Origin of the sequence: Cohnella candidum (assembly GCF_003713065.1) — a bacterium.
Taxonomy (GTDB): Bacteria; Bacillota; Bacilli; order Paenibacillales; family Paenibacillaceae; genus Cohnella; species Cohnella candidum.
Genome location: NZ_CP033433.1, coordinates 3747821 through 3770998, shown reverse-complemented (window position 1 = coordinate 3770998; position 23178 = coordinate 3747821). Strand labels below are relative to the sequence as shown.

The window sequence follows — 23178 nt, the reverse complement described above, 5'->3', positions numbered from 1 at the left end:
CGAGGCGCAGTCGTTAGGCGGTTACATAACGATCGATGCGGGAACATGACGATTGAAAACAGACGGCCCCTGCCGCGCGCGAGTGCGGTGGGAGGCCGTTTTTGTTTTGGGCGTTTCTACGGGTTCGCCTTGTCCGCGTGCGGCCGGTAACTCCCACTTGGCATGCGGCATATAATGCCATACCAACAAGCGGGAACGGATGTAAGGCGCGTCGGCGCCGTAGATCGGTCGACCGCGCACAGGAGGTGGCCGCCGTGATTCCGGAATTGATGTGGATCATCGGCTTTTACGTGGCGGCAGCGGCATTGGCGCATGGGGTATTCGGACGGGAAGCCGATTCGCGCAAGCGCCATTATGTACTGGTCGCGGGCAACCACCAATTGCAAATCGAAGGGTACGTGCGGGCGTTGCAAAGTTTTTCCCGGCGTACGGGAACGGATATCGGCATTACGGTCCTGCTCGACGATTCGACGGACGACACCGGTCCGATTGTCGAGAAGTTCGCGCGAGGCTATGATGGAATTGCATGGATCCGCAGCAGGGAATCGGGACCCGATGCGAAAGACCGGGATAGCATGATGAAGCAGTGGGAAGAGCAAGGGATGGAAAAGGATCCTGCGCAGGTCGTCTGGGTGGAACTCGACAAAAGAGAGGATTTGCATAGGCTGCCGCTTTAGGAAGTTGATATGACGGGGGATTGTCGACCGGTTGGAAATCGCATACAATGTTCGGTAACGGTATATGATGGGATTTCGGGTGAAGCACACCCGCTTTCGTCCTAATGGGCGAGGCGGGTGTGCTTTTTATTTTCGCGGAGGGGCGGGGGTCAGATGAGGGCCACATTATACGAGGTCGTTTGGTTTTCGGGTCGGAAATTGGCGGGGATGTCGGTTTGCTGGGAAGTGGATTTCCATTATTGGACGAGTACGGCGTTCCGGCAAGGCATTCATGAAGGTTGGGGGGACATGGGTCGTGGACAGGCCGAGGATTCGGCTCAGACTCCGTCTGAAATCGTTTGGCTGGACGAGCCGTTGCCACTGGGGATGGCTGAGTGTGCGGTGGTGTTAAGGAACGAGAAGCGGAGAAGGCGGACGCGGGAATGGGTGATGAACCGCCGGCATGGTGTCAACGGGCATGATGCCGGAAATTTCCGTGAGGCATATAAGGAGGGGCGCTCTCTTGGGGAGAAGGCGCGAGTTGCCGCAGAACGACTTCAGGGCCGCGGATATTTGCTGCCGGAGGCTTTGGCGGCTTTTGAGGAGACGGCAGCTGAGCTTTTGCCCGTATTACAAGTTGCAGCGCTGATGGGCAGCATACGGTTCACGGCCGCGGTGGCGCAGTTGTCCGGAAGGCGTGCCGCTGTGCATTGCAGGCGATGCGGAAGCGGCGGGCGGCAGTTGCATCGCACGCCATGCGCGGCATGCGGACGTCCGGAGTGCGCGTATTGCGAGGTCTGTTTGACCATGGGCCGTTGCCGGGAATGCGAGCTTTTGATTCTCGGGGAAGCTTTGGCGTCGGTGGCTTTGGCGGTGGAAGCCGATGATTCTGAGACTTTCAAGAAACGATGGAAGTTAAGTCCTGCACAAGGTGAGGCGGCTTCGACTGCATTGCAATTCCTAGCCGATAGGCTCGCGCAACGGCAGAAGAGGCATGTTTTTCTCCTATGGGCGGTGACGGGAGCCGGCAAGACGGAAATGATGTTTCCGCTGCTGGAAGCGGTTCTCTCCGCAGGCGGCCGAGCGGCGGTCGCGAGTCCTCGCCGGGATGTCGTCCTTGAGCTGGCGCCTCGGCTGGCTGCCGCCTTTCCTCATGTGAGCCGCGTCGTTCTCTATGGCGGAAGCGAGGATAAGTTCGAGAACGGAGCGCTGACGCTCGCCACGACGCATCAGTTGATTCGGTTCCGGGAAGCGTTCGACCTCATCGTACTCGACGAAGTCGATGCATTTCCCTATCATAACGATCCCGCACTTCACCATGCGGCAGCGCAGGCAAGGAAGAAAGGCGGCGTTACCGTGCTGCTGAGCGCAACTCCTCCAGTCGGCATGCAGCGGAAAGCGAGATGGGGACTGCTCTCCCATGCAAAGGTATCCGTGCGTTATCACCGAAGACCGCTCCCCGTTCCGAAACGCGTGACGATTCCTGCGGTATCGAGCTGGACGGGCAGCAAGCGCCGAGTACCAAACACCTTGAAAAAAACCCTCCAAGCCTCTATCGAACGTGGAGCGCAAGTTTTCGTCTTCATCCCGTTCATCTACCACGTGGGTCCCCTTATCAGGCTATTTCGCGGCTATGCGGGCGACTTCGGCATCCGGCCAGAGGAAGTAGACGGGACTTCCTCCCGTGACCCGGACCGGGGGACAAAGGTGATGGCTTTTCGCGAGCGGACCTTGCGTTTGCTTGTGACAACCACGATTCTGGAGCGGGGCGTAACGATTCCGAAAAGCGACGTTTTCGTGTTGGACGCGGATAAGCCTTTGTTCGATGCCGCGTCGCTCGTGCAAATGGCCGGCAGGGCAGGCCGCTCCGCGGATGACCCGAACGGGTCGGTTTATTTCGCCGCGCCGGCTTGGACCTCGTCGCAGAGAAGCGCTTGCCGGCAAATTCGCGGCATGAACGCCTTTGCGAGTCGCAAAGGATTTCTCATAAAGGGGGATTCCTGATGGCCTTCTCTTTTAGCCGTTGGTTGAGGCCGGAGGCACTCTCTTGTTTGATTTGCGGAAAACACGCGGGTGCATCTGCGAACACCTCCCTTCCGCCGGTCAGACACCCTGAAGCTAGATCCGTCCTTGTGAGCCTGTGTTCTACATGCAGTGCTGCGATCCCTTGGATCCAACGGCATGTTTGCAGAATTTGCGGCAGGCCGGAGTTTTGCCCGGATTGTCCGAGGAGGACGGAAAGGCATCTGATCTTCAGCCGAAGCGCAGTGCGCTACGATGATCGAATGAGAGAACTGTTAGCCCTTTACAAGTATCGAGGGAGCGAAAAGCTGGAGCCGTTAATGGGCGCGATTTTGTCGGCGGCCTACGAGCGGATTTGCCGGGAGTTGGGAACGGACGGTTTGTCCCGCTCTCCGTTCCATGCCGTAACATCGGTACCGTTGGCAAAAGAGAGGCTGGAGGAGCGGGGGTTCAACCAGGCGGAACGCATGGCAAGCCGGGTTGCGAAGAGGTATGGGGTGCCTTATCGGCAACTGCTGCGTAGAGTGCGTCATACGGAGAAACAGAGTCTCAAGACCCGCAGCACTCGTCTGACGGACATGAGGGGAAACTTCCAAGCGGTTGCAGAATCCATAGGCGAGTGGATGAAAGAAGTAGATGGCGTTCCGCCTGCCCGCATTCTCCTCGTTGACGACGTTTATACCACGGGCAGCACCATGAACGAGTGCGCATCCGTTTTGCAAAACGCCTTTTGTGAATCAGCTCGAGGTTCTCAGCCCAGGCTCGAAATCTACGGTTTGTTGTGGGCCAGATCGTAGATGGGAAAAAATAGCATGATTTTTTCTGTAGAATTTAGTATGATTGTGATATACTCTATCCCTGTATGTCGTACCTGAGGAGGAAACCTCATGAGCTTGTCCTACTGCCCACGTTGTTCTAGACTTTTTGCACGCGGGATGAGAGATGTCTGCAACAATTGCGTGCAGGAAATCGAGAAAGAATACGAACGGGTCGCGAATTACCTGAGAGAACATAAAGGCGCTACGATCCATGAGGTATCGGAAGAGACCGAGGTGTCGGTGAAGCAGATCACCAAGTTCATCCGTGAAGGCCGGATTTCGACCGAGAATATGCCGAACTTGTCCGTTCCTTGCGAGTCTTGCGGTTTGCCCATCCGGGAAGGCACGATGTGCGATTCTTGCCGGGCCAAACTCCAGAGAGACATGAAGAACCTTCAAGCCGGCATCCAGAAAGCACATACGACGAACGCACCCCACGATTCCAAGGGGAACACCTCATTTCAGATCCGCGATCGTCTTTAATCCGTAAGCTAAACAAATCCTATAGAACAACCGATAATAGAAATATAGATTATCGGTTTTTTTAATTTCGAGGTGATATTCAGTGAAGATAAATGACACTCAGCGCATCGGAAGCTACCGGGTTTACCCGCAATCCTCCGACGTCCGCACGAACGGCACGGCCGGCAAACGCCAGAAGGACCAGGTCAGCTTTTCCGCAGAGGCCATGGAACTTCTGGGCGCCCAGAAGAATCGTACCGACGACGCGGCCCGCACTCAGAAAATCGAGAAGTTGAAGCAAGAGGTGTCTTCCGGTACGTACCGCGTCGAAACGGGAAAGCTGGCCGACAAGATCGCGCCGTTCATTTACCCGGTTTCCGGCGAATAACGAGGTGAACGAGTGAGCATTCATGAGCTGCTGAACGCGCTGAACGGACTGACCGACATCCATGAAGAAATGCTGCAGCTTGCCCGGGAGAAGCAGAAGCTCGTGGTCGAGAACCGGGTCGACCGGCTGATGACGCTGACGGCCAAAGAATCGAAGGCCATTGCCGCGATGGAGCAGTTGAACCTGTCTATCCATCGATACACGCGGGAGTGCTGGGCGGAACTGGGGATTGCCCCCAAGCCCGGCTCTACCTTGGCCGATTTGCTTCAGGCCGTCACGAAGGCGGAGTCGAAACGACTGCTCGCGGAAGCGGCCGATCGTCTGATGACCTCGATCCAGCAATTAAAAGAACAGAACGAACGCAATCAACTGCTCGTTCGCCAGTCGCTGGAATACATTGCTTTTCAAATCGACCTGATTACCGCTCCGCCGGACGATATGACATATTCGCCAACCAAGTCGCATGCCGCCGCGGCTCCGCGCAGGTCTTTCGATACCCGAGCTTAATTGATTTCCGCCAAGGGATGTGTTTTCTATGAGATCTACCTTCCATTCGATCGAGACGGCCAAACGGGCGCTGTTCACCCAGCAAGCCGCCATCCAGACGACGGGACAGAATATCGCGAATGCGAATACGGTGGGTTATTCCCGTCAGACAGTCAACATGCAGGCGACTCGTCCGATCGAAGCGATCGGGATGACTCACAGCACGATCCCCGGCCAGCTCGGCACCGGCGTCGAATTCACCTCCATCACGCGGATTCGAGACAGCTTCCTCGACAACCAGTACCGGAACCAAAGCCAAGACCAGGGCAAATGGTCCGTGCAGGCGGATACGCTGGACAAGCTCGAGGCGATCTTCAACGAACCGAACGATACCGGCATCCGGACGCTTTTCGATAACTACTGGAAAGGCTGGTCCGACCTCGCGAAGGACCCGGAGAACGTCACCGCGCGCAAGGTCCTGCGGGAAAACGCGATCGCGCTGACGGATTCGATCAACCTGGCCAGCAAGCAGCTGTCCGACATGAACCGCGATTTGACCGACAACATCGGCGTGAAGGCCAGCCAAATCAACACGTTGGTGGGCAACATCGCCAATTTAAACTATGAAATTTCGAAGATTGCCGCTTACGGCGACAACCCCAACGATTTGATGGACCAGCGGGATGTGTTGACCGATCAGTTGTCCAAAATCGTGAATATCACCGTGACCAACACGGCGCAGGGATATAACATCAATATGGGCGGTACCGCGCTCGTAACGGGAGACCAGGCAATAACGGTGGACGCAGCCGGCCTGGAAGGCGCATTCGGTACGGACCTGACGAGCGGCGAGCTCTACGGCATGCTTCAGTCCCGCGACTATTACGTGAAGGACTATCAGAAGCAGCTCGATACGCTGGCCAACAGTTTGGCGAACGGCAAATTCACCGTCACGGTTCCGGCGGGCAGCGTCCTTCCGGACGGCATCACGCTCGACGGTAAGACTTATACGGGCTCCGACCGTACGTTGAAGGATCCGCTAACCGTGACCGTTAACGGCGTGAACGAGCTCCATCGCATGGGGTATCCGCTGTCGAATCCGCCGACGGCGGGCGTGGACTTTTTCGTTTCGAGCGACGGCGGGCCGATCACGGCGGCGAATTTGAAGCTCAACCCGGTCATCGCGGCCTCCCCGGACGCCATCGCGACTTCGATGAGGACGGACGGCACGCCGGAACAAGTCGTTCCCGGCAACAATACGCTGGCGCTGCTGATGGCCAACCTGAAGGACACGAAGATCAGCTTCTCCAATCCGGACGGCACGACGCCTCTGATCGCCAGCGGCACGATCGATGACTTTTACCGTTCCTTGATCGGACAGCTCGGCGTGCAATCCCAGGATGCCCAGCGCCAAGTCGACAACCAGGATTCCCTGCTCGCCCAGATCGACGAACGCCGTCAATCCGTCAGCGGGGTATCGTTGGACGAAGAGATGTCCGACTTGATTAAGTACCAGCACGCTTATAATGCCGCTGCCCGAGTGATGACGACCTTCGACGACATGCTGGATAAAATCATCGCCATGGTTCGTTAATACTCCTTTCCTTTCTTTCCTACAAATCACTCGAAATAACGAGGTGAACTTCCCATGACGGCTCGAGTCACCCAGAGCATGATGCACGGCCAAATGATCCGGAACCTGAACCGCAACTACCAGCAGATGAGCGTTCTGCAGGATCAGTTGTCCACGGGACGCAAGATCAATAAACCTTCGGATGATCCGGTCGGCATCACGTACGCATTGCGTTACCGCAGCGAATTGTCGATGAACGACCAATACCAGCGCAACATTACGGAAGCGACCTCCGCGGTTGACCACGTGGATACCGTGCTGGACCAAATCAACGACCTCTATTCCCGGGTGAAGGAATTGACCGTACGCGGAGTCAGCGACTCGAGCCCTGCGGAAGCGAGGAACGCGATCGGACAAGAGCTGGACGGCATCTACAAGCAGCTTGTCACGCTCGGCAACGACCAAGTGAGCGGGAAATACATTTTCAACGGGCAAAAAACCACGACGGCGCCTTATGAAATGGCGACTGCGGGGACGAAAGACACCGACACGGCCGATGTCGTTCTCCCTCTTGCGCCGGGTGTCGACATCGCCACGAATATTTCGGGCAACGAAGTTTTCGGAAGCTCCACGGATTCCGACAATATGTTCAAGCTGGTGAAGCAGATCCGCGATGCCATGAATGCCAACGATCCGGTGACGGCCGGCCAGGCGATGAACCAGTTGGATTCTCGCTTGAATAAGTTCCTTGGCGTCCGGTCGGAGATCGGCGCGCGTGCGAATCGCATCGAGTTGTTGGACAACCGGAATCAGGCACTAACCGATACGCTCAACGGCTTAAGCGGTAAAACCGAGGATGCGGATATCGCCCAGACGATCATGGACCTGAAGACCAAGGAGAATGTCTATCAGGCGGCTCTTTCCACGGGAGCCAGGATCATTCAGCCAAGTCTGGTCGACTTTTTGAAATAACGAATGATATCACGATAATGACGGCAAGGCGGTGAAGAGATGGAGCTGCTCCGCTTGTCCATCCGTTCGACTCCGGCCCGTTTGGGCATCGAGAGTCCGCGCGGTCAACTGCAAATGGAATCCAAGCCGGCGCAGTTGGAAATCTCTTCGCCCAGGGTCGATATGCAAATCCGCCAGCCGAGGGGCGAATTGTCGATAGACGCGTCCGCGGCTTGGCTGGCTTTGGGGCTGGGCGGACCTTTGGAGACCAATACGCTGAAGACACAGCAAGCCAACGAGAGGACGGCCGAAGCGATCGATCGGATCGTGCAGAAAGGCAATCGGATGGCTCAGATCACGAACAAATCGGATGCGGTCGTGGAGCTCGCGGCGGGCGCCCTGATTCAGGATAGCGAGGGAATCCGGATTTGGGGTCCGGCGTCAAACATGAACGTCAAAATGGAATATACCCCCCATCCCGCGGAGATCAATGCGAAGCCGGCGCATCCGGATATCCAGGTTCATGTCAACAAGCCGGATATCCAGTATACGCCCGGCAAAGCGAAAATCTATGTCGAACAAATGAACTCGATTAGGATCTGGGTCAGCCAGTACGACCTTTACGCTTGAATTTCCGATACGGCAACGTTACGCTAAGCTATGAACGCAGAGGTGCGGGAATAGCTTTTTTATTTCATATCAACCGGGAGGGTCTCCATGTTTGATTCCTTTTACGGCAAGACGATATCGATGGGAGGTTCGATCTTAGGTTTTGCCGAGCTTTCCAACTTCGTTCTGACTCCGGTGGATGAGTCGGATCCGAATCCGTCATTTGCCTACCTGCAAAGCGAAGAAGATCCGGAGATCGGATTCCTCGTCACGGATCCGTTCCGGTTCGTGTCTTCTTTTGAAATCGGGCTCTCCAGCCAGGAAGAGGAAGCTCTCGGAGTTGAGGATCTCGAGAACGTAGCGGTTTTAGCCATCGTCACGATCGCGGAGCCTTTTGTTCGTTCGACCTTGAATTTACTGGCGCCGCTGCTCATTAATACGAAAAATCTCAAAGGCAAACAGGTCGTTCTGCCTCCGGAAAGTCCTTATTCCACCAAAACGCTCTTTCTGGCCGGCTCCGCAACCGCAGAAGGAGGTGCCTGATGCTCATTTTATCGCGCAAAAAAGGTCAATCCATCGTCATCAATGAAGAGATCGAAATTTTCGTGATCGGCATCGAAGGGGATCAAGTGAAGCTGGGCATCGAAGCGCCGGCCAAAGTGAAGATTTACCGTAAGGAAGTGCTCGATTCGATCCGCGAGAGCAATAAGGCCGCCATGGCAAATCCAAGTCAGTTGAAAGCCATCAAAGGCTTCGCTTTAGAAGCCGTCAAAAAAAACGAAGAAACGACATAAAAACTTTAAAAAAACTCTAAAAACATACGACACGATGCCGATATAAGTAATGAGAGCTCACACGGAAGTGGGCCGTGATAATCCAAGGAGGAATACAGCAATGATCATCAACCACAATCTTAACGCGATGAACGCACATCGCAACTTGCTGTCGAACAACATCGCTCAAGGCAAGTCGAGCGAGAAATTGGCTTCCGGTTACAAAGTTAACCGTGCAGCTGACGACGCAGCAGGCCTCTCGATCTCCGAGAAAATGCGTACGCAAATCCGCGCTTTGAACCAAGCCCAATCCAATGCGCAAGACGGCATCTCCCTTGTGCAAACGGCTGAAGGCGCGATGAGCGAAATCTCCGACATGCTTTCCCGCATGAAAGAACTCGCAGTTAAAGCAACGAACGGAACGTACAACGCTTCCGACCTCGTGGCCATCGACGCCGAGTTCAAAGCACTCAGCACCGCAATCGACAGCATTGCGAAGAGCACGACGTTCAACGGCATTACGGTACTGAACGGCAACGCAGGCATCAGCATCCAAATCGGCGACACGACTTCCGTACAGAACACGGTTGTCATCTCGCTGCAGAACGTACAGCTGTCTTCGCTGAGCATCAGCGGCCAGTCTCTCGGCTCGGCTGTAGGTGCTTCTAACGCAATCAAAGCGATCGATACCGACATCGGCACGATCAACAGAGTGCGTTCCGCATTCGGTGCTGTTCAGAACCAGCTGGAGCACACGTTCAACAACATCGGCGCTACGGCCGAGAACCTGCAAGGTGCAGAGTCCCGGATCCGCGACACCGACATGGCCAAAGAAATGATGAACTACACGAAGCTGAACATCCTGCAATCCGCTGCAACGTCCATGTTGGCGCAAGCAAACCAAGCGCCGCAAAGCGTTCTGCAATTGCTGCGTTAATCGACTTCGGCAGTTCGCTGAATGGAGCCCATTACGACGTAATGGGCTCTTTTCGGTTTTAGAGGGAGCGAAAACCGTCTATGAAAATTAGCGTTTGCCTGATCGTGAAGAATGAGGAAAATAACCTTGCAAGGGCTTTGCGAAGCGTGCCGGACAGCTTCGAAATCGTTGTCGTAGATACGGGGTCTACGGACCGGTCCGTACCGATCGCACAGCAATTCGGGGCCGTTACGGCTTCCTATGAATGGAGCGACGACTTCGCAGCCGCACGTAATTTCGCAGGCTCCCGCGCGACTGGGGATTATATTTTAGCGCTGGATGCCGACGAAGAGCTTCCTGCCGATACGGAGGAACAACTTCTGCGTTTCGTCCAACAACACCCCGGCAAGGCTGGCTGCGTGTATATTAACAACGTGACCGGTGAAGAAATTCGCAGGCATAGAATGGTAAGGTTTTATCCCAACCGCCCCGAATTTCGGTTTGCAGGTACCGTGCATGAACAAGTTTACGAAAATGGCGAACCTGCCGTTTTTGAGATTCTCCCGCTGCAAGTCATGCATTACGGATACGAAGAGAATGAATACGAAGTAAAATCAAAATTCGAGAGATATTTGCCATTATACGAGAAGCATTTGGCGGATCATCCGAATGACGGCTACATGCTTTACCAAATGGGAAAGCTCTACTATTCGATCGAAGATTGGGCGGGCGCCGAAAGGCATTTGCTGTTGAGTATGGAGCAGCGACAGTTGGATCGCCTATATTACCCTGTCATGCTGGTGATGCTGGGTTATGTACTGAAAGAGCAACAACGCTACGCCGAAGCTGAGCAACTGCTCTATCCGTATGTAGAACTATATCCTGATTTTCCGGACCTGTTCTTTTTGCTCGGCCTATTGGCCATGGATACCGGAAAAATCCAAGCCGTCGAATCGTACTTCGCGGAAGCTCTAAAAATCGGCGATACGGATAAATACACCTCCGTTTATGGAGTAGGTACTTTTTTAGCCGCCTATAATCTCGGTGTTTATTATGAGGTCACAGGCAACAAGGACCTAGCGGGTCAGTGTTACCGCTTTGCTGCTGAATACGAATACGAGCCTGCATTGCGCCGGTTAAAATAAAAATCGAGAAACTCTTTATAAAGTATGGAAAAAATACGATAAATAAAAGTAGGAGTATGTTTTTCGGGAGGTAGGATTATGGTCACCAGGGTTTCGGGTATTAACTCGGGCATGGATATCGACAAAATGGTCAGCGACTTGATGAAAGCCGAGCGGATGCCGCAGGATAAATTGAAGCAGAAGAAAACGACGCTCACCTGGACATCGGATCTTTATCGGGAGATCAACTCCAAGCTGGCAAGCTTTAAGACCGTTGTCGACAACATGCGTTTGTCCGGTGACTGGAAAGCCAATACCGGTTCCTCCTCCAATGAGTCTGCCGTTACGATCTCTGCCGATTCGACGGCGAGTACGATCAATCATAAGATTACGGTCACGAAGCTGGCGGCCGGCGCAAGCGTTAGCAGCGCTGGCGGAATTTCTACCAACACTCTCGTTTCAACCGGCACTCCAATTACGGATATACAGGCTGGCGAGAATGATCAGTTCAATATTTCGCTCGGCGGCGTCTCGAAGAAGATTACTTTGACCCCGGGATCCTCTTACACGGATACATCGCTGGCAGCCGAAATTCAAAACCAAGTCAATAACGCGTTCGGCGCGAACAAGATACAGGTAAGCGTGAATGCCGGAAGCCTGGAATTCAAAGCTTTGGGAACAGCCGGCAACGAGCCTCAAATTATTTTGAGTGATGTCGCAAACAATTCCGGTCTTGCGGACCTTGGGTTCGTAAGTGGGCAATCAAATAAAATAAATCCTAAAATGACCTTGGGGGATCTTGGATACCAATTCTCAACTCCCATCATTCCAGGGAATTTTCTCATTAACGGCATATCGATTAACTATGATGATTCGGACACGTTGACTTCGTTAATGAATAAGGTAAACAATTCGGCTGCCGGCGTGAATATGAGTTATGATGAAGTCAGTGACAAGATCGTTTTTACGACCAAGGGAGTAGGAACGACCGCTCAAATCGATCTTCAAGATGGGACAAGCGGAAATATCCTTACAGCGCTTAACATGACGCAACCCGCTTCCGAGCCTGCCGCAACCCCGCCGTCTATCGTTCACGTAACCGGTACCGACGCTGACGTCACGATCGACGGCGTACAATCCTATCGAAGCAGCAATACGTTTACGACCGGCGGCGTCACCTATAACTTGAAGCAAACGACCACCTCACCGGTCACGGTTAGCGTTTCGCAGGACACGGATAGCATGGTCACCAAAATCAAAGACTTTGTTACCAAGTTCAACGATACACTCGACCTTCTAAATAAACGCGTCAAAGAAGTGAAATACCGTTCTTTCACTCCGCTGACGGATGATCAGAAAAAAGCGATGCAAGCGGCCGACATCACTTTGTGGGAAGACAAGGCGAAAAGCGGACTCTTGCACAACGATGACGTGCTGAAATCGACGATTAACGATTTAAGAGGTTTGGCGGTCGCTACCATTCCTGGAGCTACGTCCACCTACAATGCGTTCTATAAAATCGGGATCGGGACGACCGCTTACAATCCGGGGTCTGCGGACAACGGCAAGCTTGTATTGGACGAAGCCGCACTTCGTAAAGCTCTTTCAGAGGATCCGTCCTCTGTCATTGCGGTGTTCTCCAACCAGCCGGACGGCGTCGCACAGAAGATGTTCGACAAGGTGACCAAGTCGATCAAGACGATCACCCAAAAAGCCGGAGCAGCCGACACGACGGTGGATGACGTGACCTCCGATTTAGGGGATCAAATTCATAAATTGAATGTGAATATAACGGACTTCGACGGCAAATTGGCTAAGAAAGAAGACTACTACTACAGCATGTTCGCCAAAATGGACTCAGCCGTCGGGACTAGCAACTCCCAATTAAATTGGTTATCCAAACAATTCCAATAGGCTGAGGAAAGAGGTGCGCTGTGATCATGGACGTTCGAAGCATTTCGGCAAACGGGGTGGGCAAGCTGGACGTGGCTCCCGTTCAAGCTGCCATCCTATCCGGAAATTCACAACAACACACTCAGGATTCTTATCCCACCGCTACCGCTCTTTTGCATAAAGAGAAATACGATCTGACGATCTCGGATCAAGCGATGCGAAAAGCGATCGAGAAGGCCAACAAAGCCATGGAAGGCATCGATCGCCGGTTCGAATACAGCGTCCACGAGAAAACGGGCGAAACGATCGTCAAAGTCATCAACAAAGACAATAACGAAGTCATCCGGGAAATCCCGAATGAAAAATTCCTCGATTTGATGGCCAAGCTTCAGGAACTCGTCGGTCTGAATATCGATGAAAAGAGGTAATCCGCGATTATGAATCAGCATGCCCATGAAACCTACCTGAGAATGCAAGTCAACACGGCCGCGCCTTGGGAGCTGACGACCTTGCTTTTTAACGGCTGCATTAAATTCATGAAGCAGGGTTTGGAAGGGATCAACACCCGAAATGTCGCGATGAAGAACGAGAATATCAAGAAGGCAACGGACATTATTAACGAATTATCGTACACGTTGAACAAGCAATATGAAGTCGCCCACCGATTGGCTTCTTTGTACGATTATATGCTTCATCGACTGTTCACGGCCAACATTAAGATGGATGCCGAAAGCTTGCAAGAATGCATAGGGCTGATGACCGAATTGAAAGATACATGGGTGCAGTCGATGAAGCAATTACCGGCGGCGGCGAAGGTGCGCTCGTGATTCGGAGTGACGTTTCCGTTCATGATGCCTTCAGGCGAATGATCGAAACATCGGAAGCGATCCTTGAACTTGATCTGGAAGAGGAAGAGGATGCCGAACGGTTAGGGGCTTTGCAAGCTAGGCAGGTTGCGCTTAGGGTACATATCGAACGGGCGTGGTCATCTGCCTATCGAAACGACCCGGAAATTCATGCGTTAACCGAGAAAGCTTACGAATCGGAGCGTCAGGTGAACGACCGTTTGAAGGCCGCACGCCAGATGTTTTCGAACCACTTAAGCAAGATCCAGGTGGGCAGCCGGATGAAGAATGCGTACCATCATGAATATTCTCAAGCGGAAGGATACTTCTTTGACCGCAAGAAATAAGGGACAGGCTCAGGCCTGTCCCTTTATTAATTGTCGGACGACATCGATGTTAAGATTTTGGTAGAAGCGATCCTCATACTCTTTGGCGACTGTGGCTCGTTCCGGCGTCTTCGGGCTTGCTTTCAGATAACGAATATACCAGGGGCCTTGATCGGGATTGATCCGAATAGCCTCCCTCAGGAACTCGAGTCCTTCAACCGTTTCTCCCTGAGCCAGGTAAAGCATTGAGAGAAAATAATGGCCGGGACCGCTAAGCTGTTTCTTGTCCAGCAACAGTGAATAGTAGTCGATCGCCAATTGCAGCTGGTTGTGGTTATAGAAGTAGTCTCCGAGAATGTTGGCCAAGATGAAGTAGTAGGCCGGGAAGCGTTGAATCAATCCATCGTATTGCTCGTAGTAGCCCATTTTAAACAGATCAATGAGCAAGGTCGCAATATAGTTCACGTCGCACGGCTTCTCGTTTTCGTTGTCGCCCGAATCGAAAATGCCGGCGAACATCGCCTTCAACAACTCGTACGGAGGTTCGGACTCGTCGGTAGACGGAGACAGATAGGACTCATACTCCGGTTTGTTCCAGATGATCGAGGCGAGGAAGAGCAGCTTGTTCACTTGACCGGGATTGGACTCCCGATCGATGGCCGGCAAATGGGCTTCAAACCGCTCATGCTCGTTAAACAGGACCGCGTAAAACAATTGCTGAGCGGGCAGCAATTCGACATTCCGTTTCGAACACTCATCGTGGAAATAGCCGGCAAGCTCCTTGTGGCCAAGCAGAAGGCTGACATGCAGCAGTTTCATGAGATGATCCGATCTGCCGAAATCGAAGATTTTCCCCAGGTAGGCAAGAATGGACTCTGTCGGTTCGCTGGGGATTAGAATGTTGAGCAGCTTAAACAAAACAAGATGATCGTGAAGGTTCACATTCACGAGTTTGGATAAATAATAAACCGCCTGCTGGTAGTCGTGTTTTTTCTGGCTTAACGAAGCAAGGTTGCTCAGCGGGATATGGCTGCCCAAGCTCGGAGCGATGAGCCAGAAACGCCCGTCTTTGGCGGATGGGACTTCCGCTTTGGCGAGTGCCGTCTGGTAAAGCGCCGCGGCTTCTTCCTCGAAGCCCAGCAGTTCTAAGACGGAGGCTTTAATGCTGTAATAATCCGGGTACTGAGGCCATCTTCTCAGGTTTTCATCGATATACGAGATGGCGTCGCGATAACGTTTTAGCTCGATGAGAACGAGAACGATCTGGTAACGCACGAACGGGAAGATCGTCATCGTTTCGGTTTTTTTGGTAAGGGCGCGTTCATAGTAGTACAGCGCTTGTTTATAGTCTTTCAGACTGGAGTACTCGTTGCCGAGCGTGAAATAGTCGTACTCCTCCATTCCCTTGAGATCTTTGAAGATGCTCAGGTTCCGGGAGGATTTCTCCTTCTCTTTCCTCGTCTGCTCGAGATAGCCGGTATGGAAAATCGATAACGGATAGTTACGAAGCGGAAGCTCGCCGTCGCGATAAACGACTTGTTCATGGATGGGGCGGTCGAAATACACGGTAGGAAGGTTCGTGAACAGCCGTACCGCGGTAGATTCGATGAATTTGCCGGAATTTACGGACTCCACCAGATTGAAAATTGGCAGCACGAAACCAAGGGGCTGGCTCGCGTCCAATTCGGACAGCATGCCGCGCAGCTCGTCCTTCTTATCCGGATCCAGGTATTCATCCGCGTCGAGGACGAGAATCCACTTGGAAGTCGCCCGGCGGACGGCTTCGTTTTTGGCGATGGCGAAGTCGTTGATCCAGGTAAAATCGTAGACGTGTTCGGTGTAACGGGACGCGATTTCTTTGGTGCTGTCCGAGGAACCGGTGTCGACGACGATGATTTCGTCCACATAGCCTTGCACGCTGTCCAGGCAACGGGCGAGCACTTTTTCCTCGTTCTTGACGATCATGCATAAGGAGAGCAGTTTTTCCATGGGTCCTCCTTTTATTGGGGAAGAAGCGGGAATCGGAGCATTCCGGGAAACCGGGCGAACAGCAGGCTGAGAATCTCGTCCCGTTTAGGCGATGTCCGATCAAGATACTGAATCAATAGGGTATAAAGCTCGATCCTGTCAGGCAGCTGGACGAGGGCTTGTTCCGCGAATTCCAAGCCTTCTTCGACGTCTCCTTGTGCGAGATACAGCCTCGCCAAGTTCTCGTAGCCTTTACCGCTCAGGGAATTCTTCTGCAGCAGCAGAGAGTAGTAGTCCAGAGCAATTTCGAACTGGCGGTCTTCGAACATGGCATCCCCCAGCAATTGGGCCAGTTCCAAGGTGCGTTCGCCTTGTTTTTGTACGATTTCGTCAAACCGGTCATACTCGCCGGACCGGAATAAACGCATGCACGTTTCCGCAATGGACGTTAGGTCTGACTCGGCGGTATCCCGGTTGGCACCATTCCCTGAATAACCGAACTGCCCAGCGAGCGAGGCCAACCCCGCTTGGTCGCAAGCTTGTCCGATCATCTCCTTTTGCTCCGGGCCGGGATCGGGGTAGATGGAATTCAGCAAGGAAGCAATTCGTTCCGGCTCTTCCGTGCGGATCAGCTTCAACAGCTGAACGAGAACCGCCAAATGGTTCGGGACGGCAAAGGCAAGCTGCGTAAGATTTCCGACAGCCTCTTGGAAGGCGAAACGCCGGAGATGAAGAACGGCGAGCTGCTGTAAGGGGAGAGTGCTTCCGTAATTCGGACTGATCAGCCAGTTTTGTCCGCCGGACTTCCGATTCGCCCTTCGGAGACACTCCTGCAGGACGCCGATTGCTTGCTCGTCAAAGCCGGTTTGAGCGAGCAGATAACCCTCCAGCCAATAGAAGTCGCACGCTTCGGGCCAAGCCCGTTTCGCTTCAATGATATGTACATAGGCATCGGTAAACTGTTCTATTTTCATGAGGCAATTCACGAGATTGCCGATACACAAGGGCAGCCAGGACTTGTTCCGCTCCGACGCCTGATTGGCTTCGCGATAATGGAGGATCGCTTCCTCGTACCGGTCCTGGGAATAACACTCGTTCCCCATGAGGAAAGAATCGTAAGGCGTGAACCGGCCTTCTTGGCGCATGGCGTTCAGAATCGCTTGGTTTCTTTCGTTCTTGCGTTTATAGGCAATGGTTTCCGTCGTATAGCCGGTATGGTAGATGATCAGCGGATATTCAAGCTCTTTCAGCCGTCCCGATCGGGACACCAGCTGTTCATGGATGGGCCTGTCGAAACGCAAATCCGGATGGCGGGTGAAAACCCGCATCGCTTTGGATTCCGAGATTTTGCCGGAACCGGTCGTGCCTACGAAATTATATACAGGCAGCACGAGGCCTGAGGGATCCGACACGGGAATCGTCGACAGAAACTTCCGCAACTCCGCCAAATCGGGGACGTCCAAATACTCGTCCGCGTCCAGCATCAGAATCCAGGTAGAAGTTGACCGTTCAATCGCAGCGTTCCGCGCGGCGGCGAAATCGTCGTTCCAGTCAAAGTCGTAAACGTGTTGCGTATAGCGGGAGGCAATTGACTTTGTCGAATCGGTAGAGCCGGTATCGATGATGACGATTTCATCTACGGATGACGCGGTGCTGGATAAACATTTTTCCAAAAGGTCGCCTTCGTTGCGCACGATCATACAGAGGCCGAGGAATGGTGGTTGCATGCAGGCTCCCCATTAAAATATTTCCAATTGGATTCGCTACATTTACGCTCGTATCATGTCGATAAATGTTATAACTAGTATAACAGAATCCAGGCTAACCGAGTATGGGGGAGATCCCGTGTTAACGAGCATCGTCATCGCTACTTTCAATAAATTGGACTACACGCAGCAATGCATTTCCAGCATCCGGGAATATACCGAACCGGGCACCTACGAGATCATCGTGGTAGACAACCGATCGACGGACGGCACGGTGGAATGGCTCCAATCCCAACCGGATATCCGCGCGATTCTGAATGACGAAAATTTCGGATTTCCCAAGGCGTGCAACCAAGGCATAGAGATTTCGACGGGGGACAACATCCTTCTTCTGAACAACGATACGATCGTGACGAAGGACTGGCTGACCAATCTGCTGACCAGCCTGTACAGCAGCCCGGAGATCGGCGCCGTAGGCTCCGTCACCAACAGCTGCTCGTACGGACAAGCCATTCCCGTTACCTATAACAGCCTGGCGGAGATGCAAGCCTTCGCCGCCGAGCTCAATGTATCCGATCCGTCCGCATGGGAAGAGCGCCTCAAGTTGATCGGCTACTGCATGCTGATCAAAAAATCCATACTGGACGAAATCGGTTTGTTGGACGAGCGCTTCACGCCCGGAAACTACGAGGACGACGACATTTCTTTAAGGATCCGGCTGGCGGGCTTCAAACTCCTGCTTTGCAGGGATACCTTCATTCATCACTATGGGAGCGTTTCTTTCCGGGATGCACCACCGCAATACATACAGTTAATGCAGAACAACCGCCAGAAATTTCATGACAAATGGGGCTTCGATCCGGACCAAGGGAACAACTTCCGGCTCGACGTTTGCTCTTTAGTGGAGGCTGCATCCAACGACGAATTCCGCGTGCTGGAAATCGGTTGCGGCTGCGGGGGGAACCTGCTGCAGATCAAGCATCGTTTTCCTCATGCCATCCTTCATGCCACAGAACGGAACCCCGCGGCTGCAGCGGTAGCCGGCAGAATCGCAGCGGTAACTGAAGGGGAAACGGAAGAAACGCTGTCTTCCCTTCCGCGAAATTATTACGATTGGGTTTTGATCTCCGAATCCGTCTCCAAATGGCCGAACGCGGCGGAGGTTTTAACGAGTGTCCGCAAGCTGCTTAAAGAAGACGGCAGGGTGCTGGCCGTTCTTCAGAATTCCCTTCATCACGCCCGAGTGAAAGCCTATCTGCTTGGCCAGACGGAAAGCCGTTCCCGAAACGGTTTTAACGTAACGGAAGCTCAGGCCTTGTTTGCCGATTCCGGGTTTACCCAAGTAAGCATGACGGCACTGGTATCTGCCATCACCGAGGAAGAACGGACCTTTATTCAGAATTTGGTTTCCACGGTGGGGTTGGATACGTCAATCCCCTATGAAACTGCGGAAATTCTGGTATCCGCTTCGAACGAGACCGAGGAAATGTCCATAAAGAGACTCATTAACCAAGTGTTGAGCCAGACCGATACGGCGAACAGTCTCCGAAAGCTGGCGGAAGCCGATCCTGACGACGTCATTCAACTGGTTGAACGGGCAGGCAGCGAACAGAAAGAGGAATTGGTCAACTTTTTGGCGGTGCAGCTTGTTGAAATCGGGGAGAACAAACCGGCGCTCCGTTACTTGCAGCAGGCGTTTGAATGGAACCCGCAAAACACGCAAACCGTCTTTAATCTCGGTTTGACCATGTACATGATGGCAGAACCTCAATTGGCTCTGGAATGGTTCGGCATTTTGCCCGAACGCACGGAACAAGTAGAGGGATGGATAGAGAAGATTCGCCTCGAAATCGCGAAGGAAAAATACGACCGGCACCGTACCAAGTTTTTGCTTCGGAGAATCGAGCAAGGACTGGAGCGGGAAGAAAGCGCGTCGGAAATCGCTCAATTACTGCAGGATGAAACGTTGACCGTTGAAGAGTTGGAAAGCGAAGCGACGGCCGGCCTTATTCATAGAGCGGAGGTTTTGACTGTGATCGCCGCGGCTTGTTTCGAAACGAATGTACACGATCCGATATTCGGACTTTTCGACGCCGCGCTGAGGTTTGAACCGTCGAATTCTTTTGCGCTTTACCATTTGGCATCCAGTCTTCACTTATTCGGGGAACACGAGAATGCGCTTGTCTACTTGGAGCGTATCGCGGAACCTGATCAAGCGACGAATGAGTTGATTTCGAAAATAAGGGGACAACTTCAATGAATGCCAACAAAATCTGCTTTATCTCCTGCATCAATGACGAAGCTCTTTACGAGGAATCGTTAAGATATATCCAGTCCCTTGAGATTCCTGACGGGATCGAAGTGGAAACCCTAGCCGTTCAAGCTGCCCCTAGTCTCACGGCTGGTTACAATGAGGCCATGCAGAGTTCGGATGCCAAGTATAAAGTCTACTTGCATCAAGATGTCTTCATCATTCGTAAAACGTTCATTCGTGATCTGATCGATCTTTTTAGTGCCAACCCGGAATTGGGACTGGTGGGCATGATCGGCGCTGAACAAATGCCGCTCTCCGGAGTATGGTGGGATTCAGCGAAGAAGTGGGGGCAGGTTTACGAGAATCACACGGGAGTCATGCAGGCTTTGTCCCACCTGCAACCGACCGGTGATTACGCCGAAGTACAGGCGTTAGACGGCCTTCTGCTGGCAACCCAATACGATTTGCCATGGCGGGAGGACTTGTTCGACGGCTGGCATTTCTACGACATGTCTCAATGTATGGAGTTTAAAAGAGCCGGTTACTCCGTCGGCGTTGCTAAACAACAGGAACCGTGGGTCATCCATGACTGCGGAATCGTGAACGTGCAGAACGGATTCGAAAGATACCGGCAAATTTATCTCGAGCATTACTCCCAAGACCTGTTTCCCTTGGTCAGCATCCTGATCCCGACCTATAATCGTCCGCATTATTTTGAGTTGGCGCTGCATAGCGTACTCGAACAATCCTACAAAAATATCGAAATCGTCGTATGCGACGACAGTACGAACGATGAGACGGAGAAGTTAATTCAGCCGTACCTGGAACAATACTCGCACATCCGTTATATCAAGAACCCCCGCAACCTCGGCCAATTCGAAAACGATTTGCAATGCATGGAGCTGGCGAGAGGGGAATTCGTGAATTTCCTGATGGATGACGATTTGTTCCATTCGGAGAAAATTACCCGGATGATGGGCTACTTTCTTCAGGACGCACAGGAAGAGATCGCGCTGGTTACCTCTCACCGTCAATTAATCGACGAGAAAGGGACTGCCTTGGGCTGGGTGACGTCGACAGCGAAGCTGGCCGACAAGGACACCATCGTAGACGGAATTGCATTCGGCGATTCGCTGCTGCAGACCGGAATCAATTATATAGGTGAACCTACAACGGTCCTTTTCCGTAAAAGCCATCTGAAAGAACCCTTCGGCGTTTTTGCCGGACGGGCGTATTCCTGCAACGTAGATTTAGCTTCCTGGTTAAACCTGCTATCGACGGGCAAGATCGTTTATATTGCCCAAACGCTTAGTTATTTCCGGCTGCACGACGGGCAACAACTCAATATAGACAAAAATATCCCGCTCGGTTACGAGGACATCGTTCATCAAGTCCTGAACGCAAGATCCGTAGGATTTTTGAAGGATCCGTATGCCTACAAACAAGCCCTTAGCCGACTCATCCGGGAATATATGTCCGTGATCCGTAAAGTCGCGAATTCGGAATTGGGCGAGGAATACCATGAACTCGTCGAGGAAAATCGGGTCCAGGTCGCAAGGGAATTGGTACAATTCCCGCCGGATGAGCTTACCGGCGAAGATTTGCTGCAATCGTCCTATCTTGACGGTTTTGACCTGAACGCGCAGCAAGCCATTTCCGAGAAGTTTACATACCGCTCGAGAGATCGCATTTTCGTCAGCTCAAGTGCCCCGGATATCGGTTATGCCGACGGCAGCGAGCAACAAATGATCAAATTGTTCGAAGGAATCGATGAGATCACCCCCGACGCGGAGAACTTGATTCCCTACATACGGGATTGGGCGACGCAATACCATCTCTCTCCGGTTCGGACGAACTTGTTCGATGCCGTAGAGCCTTTGCTGGATAAGGATGGGGCCGTTCTGGAACTTGGGGGAGGGATGGGCGCGGCAACATGGTGGCTTGGTCAAAAGTTCAAAGACGTCGATGTGATCGAAGGAAGCCCGCATCGCGCGAAAGCCAACAAGCTCCGCAATAAAACCAGAGATAACGTGAACTTGTTCGTAGATGATCTAATGAACCTGTCCTTCCCTAGAAAAAATTATAAACTGGCCACGCTCATCGGCGTACTTGAATATATTCCGTACTTTGCTCAATCGAATAACCCGGAAAAAACCTGCGAAGAATTCCTCGCCGGGGTGTCCCGTCATCTGGATGAAGAAGGCATCCTGATGATCGCCATCGAGAATAAGCTCGGCGCCAAATATTTTTCCGGCTGCGTGGAGGATCACAACAGCACCTATTTCTCCGGTCTACACGGGTATCCCGATCGCTCAGCGATTACGTTCAGCCGTAATGAACTTCAGACGATTTTGGAACGCGCGGGATATAACCAGGTTCAGTTCTACCACTGCTTCCCGGATTATAAAATGCCCAAGACGATTATCCGTGAAGACGAGAAGATGTACGAGTGGAATCTTTCGAGCATAGCCCGGGGTCTTTTTCCCGGAAACGGCAACCGGAGAGAATATTTGATGCATGACGCCTTGCTTTTGAACTCCCTGTCTAAAGCCGGAGTGATGCACGACTTCTCGAACTCTTTCCTCGTTCTTTGCTCTAAATCCGAGAAGGTGAACTTGAAGTCGGAAGCCCTTATCACCAAGTACAGCAATGGAGAAGGAATCAAAAGCCAATTCCATCACAAGGTAGAGTTCCTGAGCGGGCCGGAAGGCAAACGCGTAAAACGAATTCAACTGTACGATAATCCGCCGCTGTCCAGGATGGGGTTGCTGAAATACGAATTGCGGAATGAGCCCTATCTGGGAGGGGAATCGTTAAGCATCGAAGCTTACAAGGCGGCGATCAAGAAGGATTCTTATCAGACGTTGATCGGGTTGTTCCGGGAAATCCATGAGAAGTTGACTGCGGATTACAGCCTGAACGAACGCGACGCGGAAGGCTATCTCTGCGTTGACGGCAAATCGATCGACTTCGTTATGAATAACCTGGTGAGGACTGCGGAGGGCCAACTTCATTTTGTCGACGGCAAATGGACGATGGAGGAGCCGCTGACGGAAGACTATATCATTTTCCGCAATGCCTTCAATCTCTTCCAGGAAGTTCATCCGTTCATCGAGGAATCGAAAGGGTCTTTGTTCATCTCGCGAATCCTGCTGGCCTTGTTCCCGCAAATGAACGAAAGCAGAATGCTGAGGCTGTTCAAGGCGGATTCCGTCTTCCATACGTTAGTCAACAAAGTTCCGTATTATTCGGGTGAACTCGAATCGAATCTCGGCGACAAATCGTTTACCCATAAGATGAAGGCTCTCTATTCCGGGGCTGCATCTCATCGGTAATGGTTCAAGAAGCATAAGGCTGTCCTCACGCAGGAGGTATGCGAGGGACAGCCTTTGTGCATCTTCACCAAAA

21 protein-coding genes are annotated in these 23178 nt (G+C 52.6%); 19 read left to right on the top strand and 2 right to left on the bottom strand.

The features are described 5' to 3' along the window. Nucleotides 1-254: 254 nt before the first annotated feature. From EAV92_RS17205 to EAV92_RS17125, 17 genes are all read left to right on the top strand, one after another. Nucleotides 255-677, top strand: coding sequence for a hypothetical protein (locus tag EAV92_RS17205; RefSeq protein WP_123042230.1), 423 nt, complete (start codon nucleotides 255-257; stop codon nucleotides 675-677). Between the two features lie 153 nt (nucleotides 678-830). Further along, nucleotides 831-2660: an ATP-dependent helicase ComFA gene (locus tag EAV92_RS17200; RefSeq protein ID WP_123042229.1), complete on the top strand. Its 1830-nt coding sequence runs from the start codon at nucleotides 831-833 to the stop codon at nucleotides 2658-2660. Between the two features lie 281 nt (nucleotides 2661-2941). Then, nucleotides 2942-3475, top strand: a complete 534-nt coding sequence (locus EAV92_RS24760; RefSeq protein ID WP_206424230.1) for a ComF family protein — start codon at nucleotides 2942-2944, stop codon at nucleotides 3473-3475. 90 nt (nucleotides 3476-3565) lie between these two features. After that, nucleotides 3566-3979, top strand: coding sequence for a TIGR03826 family flagellar region protein (locus tag EAV92_RS17190; protein ID WP_123042228.1), 414 nt, complete (start codon nucleotides 3566-3568; stop codon nucleotides 3977-3979). Between the two features lie 82 nt (nucleotides 3980-4061). After that, a complete protein-coding gene (flgM, locus tag EAV92_RS17185; RefSeq protein ID WP_123042227.1) occupies nucleotides 4062-4346 on the top strand; it encodes a flagellar biosynthesis anti-sigma factor FlgM in 285 nt (94 codons plus the stop codon). A 12-nt stretch (nucleotides 4347-4358) separates the two neighbouring features. Continuing rightward, nucleotides 4359-4853, top strand: a complete 495-nt coding sequence (locus EAV92_RS17180) for a flagellar protein FlgN (protein WP_123042226.1) — start codon at nucleotides 4359-4361, stop codon at nucleotides 4851-4853. A gap of 28 nt (nucleotides 4854-4881) precedes the next feature. Then, on the top strand, nucleotides 4882-6426 hold the full coding sequence (gene flgK, locus EAV92_RS17175) for a flagellar hook-associated protein FlgK (protein WP_123042225.1): 1545 nt from the start codon (nucleotides 4882-4884) through the stop codon (nucleotides 6424-6426). Between the two features lie 54 nt (nucleotides 6427-6480). Further along, nucleotides 6481-7377: a flagellar hook-associated protein FlgL gene (gene flgL, locus EAV92_RS17170; protein WP_123042224.1), complete on the top strand. Its 897-nt coding sequence runs from the start codon at nucleotides 6481-6483 to the stop codon at nucleotides 7375-7377. A 39-nt stretch (nucleotides 7378-7416) separates the two neighbouring features. After that, nucleotides 7417-7986, top strand: a complete 570-nt coding sequence (locus EAV92_RS17165; protein WP_123042223.1) for a DUF6470 family protein — start codon at nucleotides 7417-7419, stop codon at nucleotides 7984-7986. A gap of 87 nt (nucleotides 7987-8073) precedes the next feature. Further along, nucleotides 8074-8508 (top strand): flagellar assembly protein FliW, encoded by a 435-nt coding sequence (fliW, locus tag EAV92_RS17160; protein ID WP_123042222.1) that lies wholly within the window; start codon nucleotides 8074-8076, stop codon nucleotides 8506-8508. After that, on the top strand, nucleotides 8508-8759 hold the full coding sequence (csrA, locus tag EAV92_RS17155; protein WP_123042221.1) for a carbon storage regulator CsrA: 252 nt from the start codon (nucleotides 8508-8510) through the stop codon (nucleotides 8757-8759). Before fliW ends, csrA begins: the two co-directional genes overlap by 1 nt. Before the next feature lie 100 nt (nucleotides 8760-8859). Beyond that, nucleotides 8860-9675, top strand: a complete 816-nt coding sequence (locus tag EAV92_RS17150) for a flagellin N-terminal helical domain-containing protein (RefSeq protein WP_123042220.1) — start codon at nucleotides 8860-8862, stop codon at nucleotides 9673-9675. A gap of 80 nt (nucleotides 9676-9755) precedes the next feature. Further along, on the top strand, nucleotides 9756-10799 hold the full coding sequence (locus tag EAV92_RS17145) for a glycosyltransferase (RefSeq protein WP_123042219.1): 1044 nt from the start codon (nucleotides 9756-9758) through the stop codon (nucleotides 10797-10799). 78 nt (nucleotides 10800-10877) lie between these two features. Next, entirely contained in the window at nucleotides 10878-12692 is a 1815-nt protein-coding gene (fliD, locus tag EAV92_RS17140) for a flagellar filament capping protein FliD (protein ID WP_123042218.1), read from the top strand. 26 nt (nucleotides 12693-12718) lie between these two features. Continuing rightward, entirely contained in the window at nucleotides 12719-13099 is a 381-nt protein-coding gene (locus EAV92_RS17135; RefSeq protein WP_164472823.1) for a flagellar protein FlaG, read from the top strand. A 9-nt stretch (nucleotides 13100-13108) separates the two neighbouring features. Further along, a complete protein-coding gene (gene fliS / locus EAV92_RS17130) occupies nucleotides 13109-13498 on the top strand; it encodes a flagellar export chaperone FliS (RefSeq protein WP_123042216.1) in 390 nt (129 codons plus the stop codon). After that, entirely contained in the window at nucleotides 13447-13863 is a 417-nt protein-coding gene (locus EAV92_RS17125; RefSeq protein ID WP_164472822.1) for a hypothetical protein, read from the top strand. Before fliS ends, EAV92_RS17125 begins: the two co-directional genes overlap by 52 nt. 9 nt (nucleotides 13864-13872) lie before the next feature. On the opposite strand, the gene EAV92_RS17120 is transcribed toward EAV92_RS17125, so the two are convergent. Together EAV92_RS17120 and EAV92_RS17115 are read right to left on the bottom strand one after the other, a co-directional pair. Then, complete coding sequence (locus tag EAV92_RS17120) at nucleotides 13873-15831, bottom strand: TPR domain-containing glycosyltransferase (RefSeq protein WP_123042214.1); 1959 nt, start codon at nucleotides 15829-15831, stop codon at nucleotides 13873-13875. A gap of 11 nt (nucleotides 15832-15842) precedes the next feature. Then, a complete protein-coding gene (locus EAV92_RS17115; RefSeq protein ID WP_123042213.1) occupies nucleotides 15843-17537 on the bottom strand; it encodes a tetratricopeptide repeat-containing glycosyltransferase family 2 protein in 1695 nt (564 codons plus the stop codon). A 118-nt stretch (nucleotides 17538-17655) separates the two neighbouring features. Between EAV92_RS17115 and EAV92_RS17110 the strand changes: the two genes are divergently transcribed. Further along, the gene (locus EAV92_RS17110; protein WP_164472821.1) at nucleotides 17656-19776 is read left to right on the top strand and encodes a glycosyltransferase; all 2121 of its coding nucleotides are present in this window, start codon (nucleotides 17656-17658) and stop codon (nucleotides 19774-19776) included. Further along, nucleotides 19773-23105 (top strand): glycosyltransferase, encoded by a 3333-nt coding sequence (locus EAV92_RS25140; protein WP_123042211.1) that lies wholly within the window; start codon nucleotides 19773-19775, stop codon nucleotides 23103-23105. Before EAV92_RS17110 ends, EAV92_RS25140 begins: the two co-directional genes overlap by 4 nt. The last annotated feature ends 73 nt before the right edge of the window (nucleotides 23106-23178 follow it).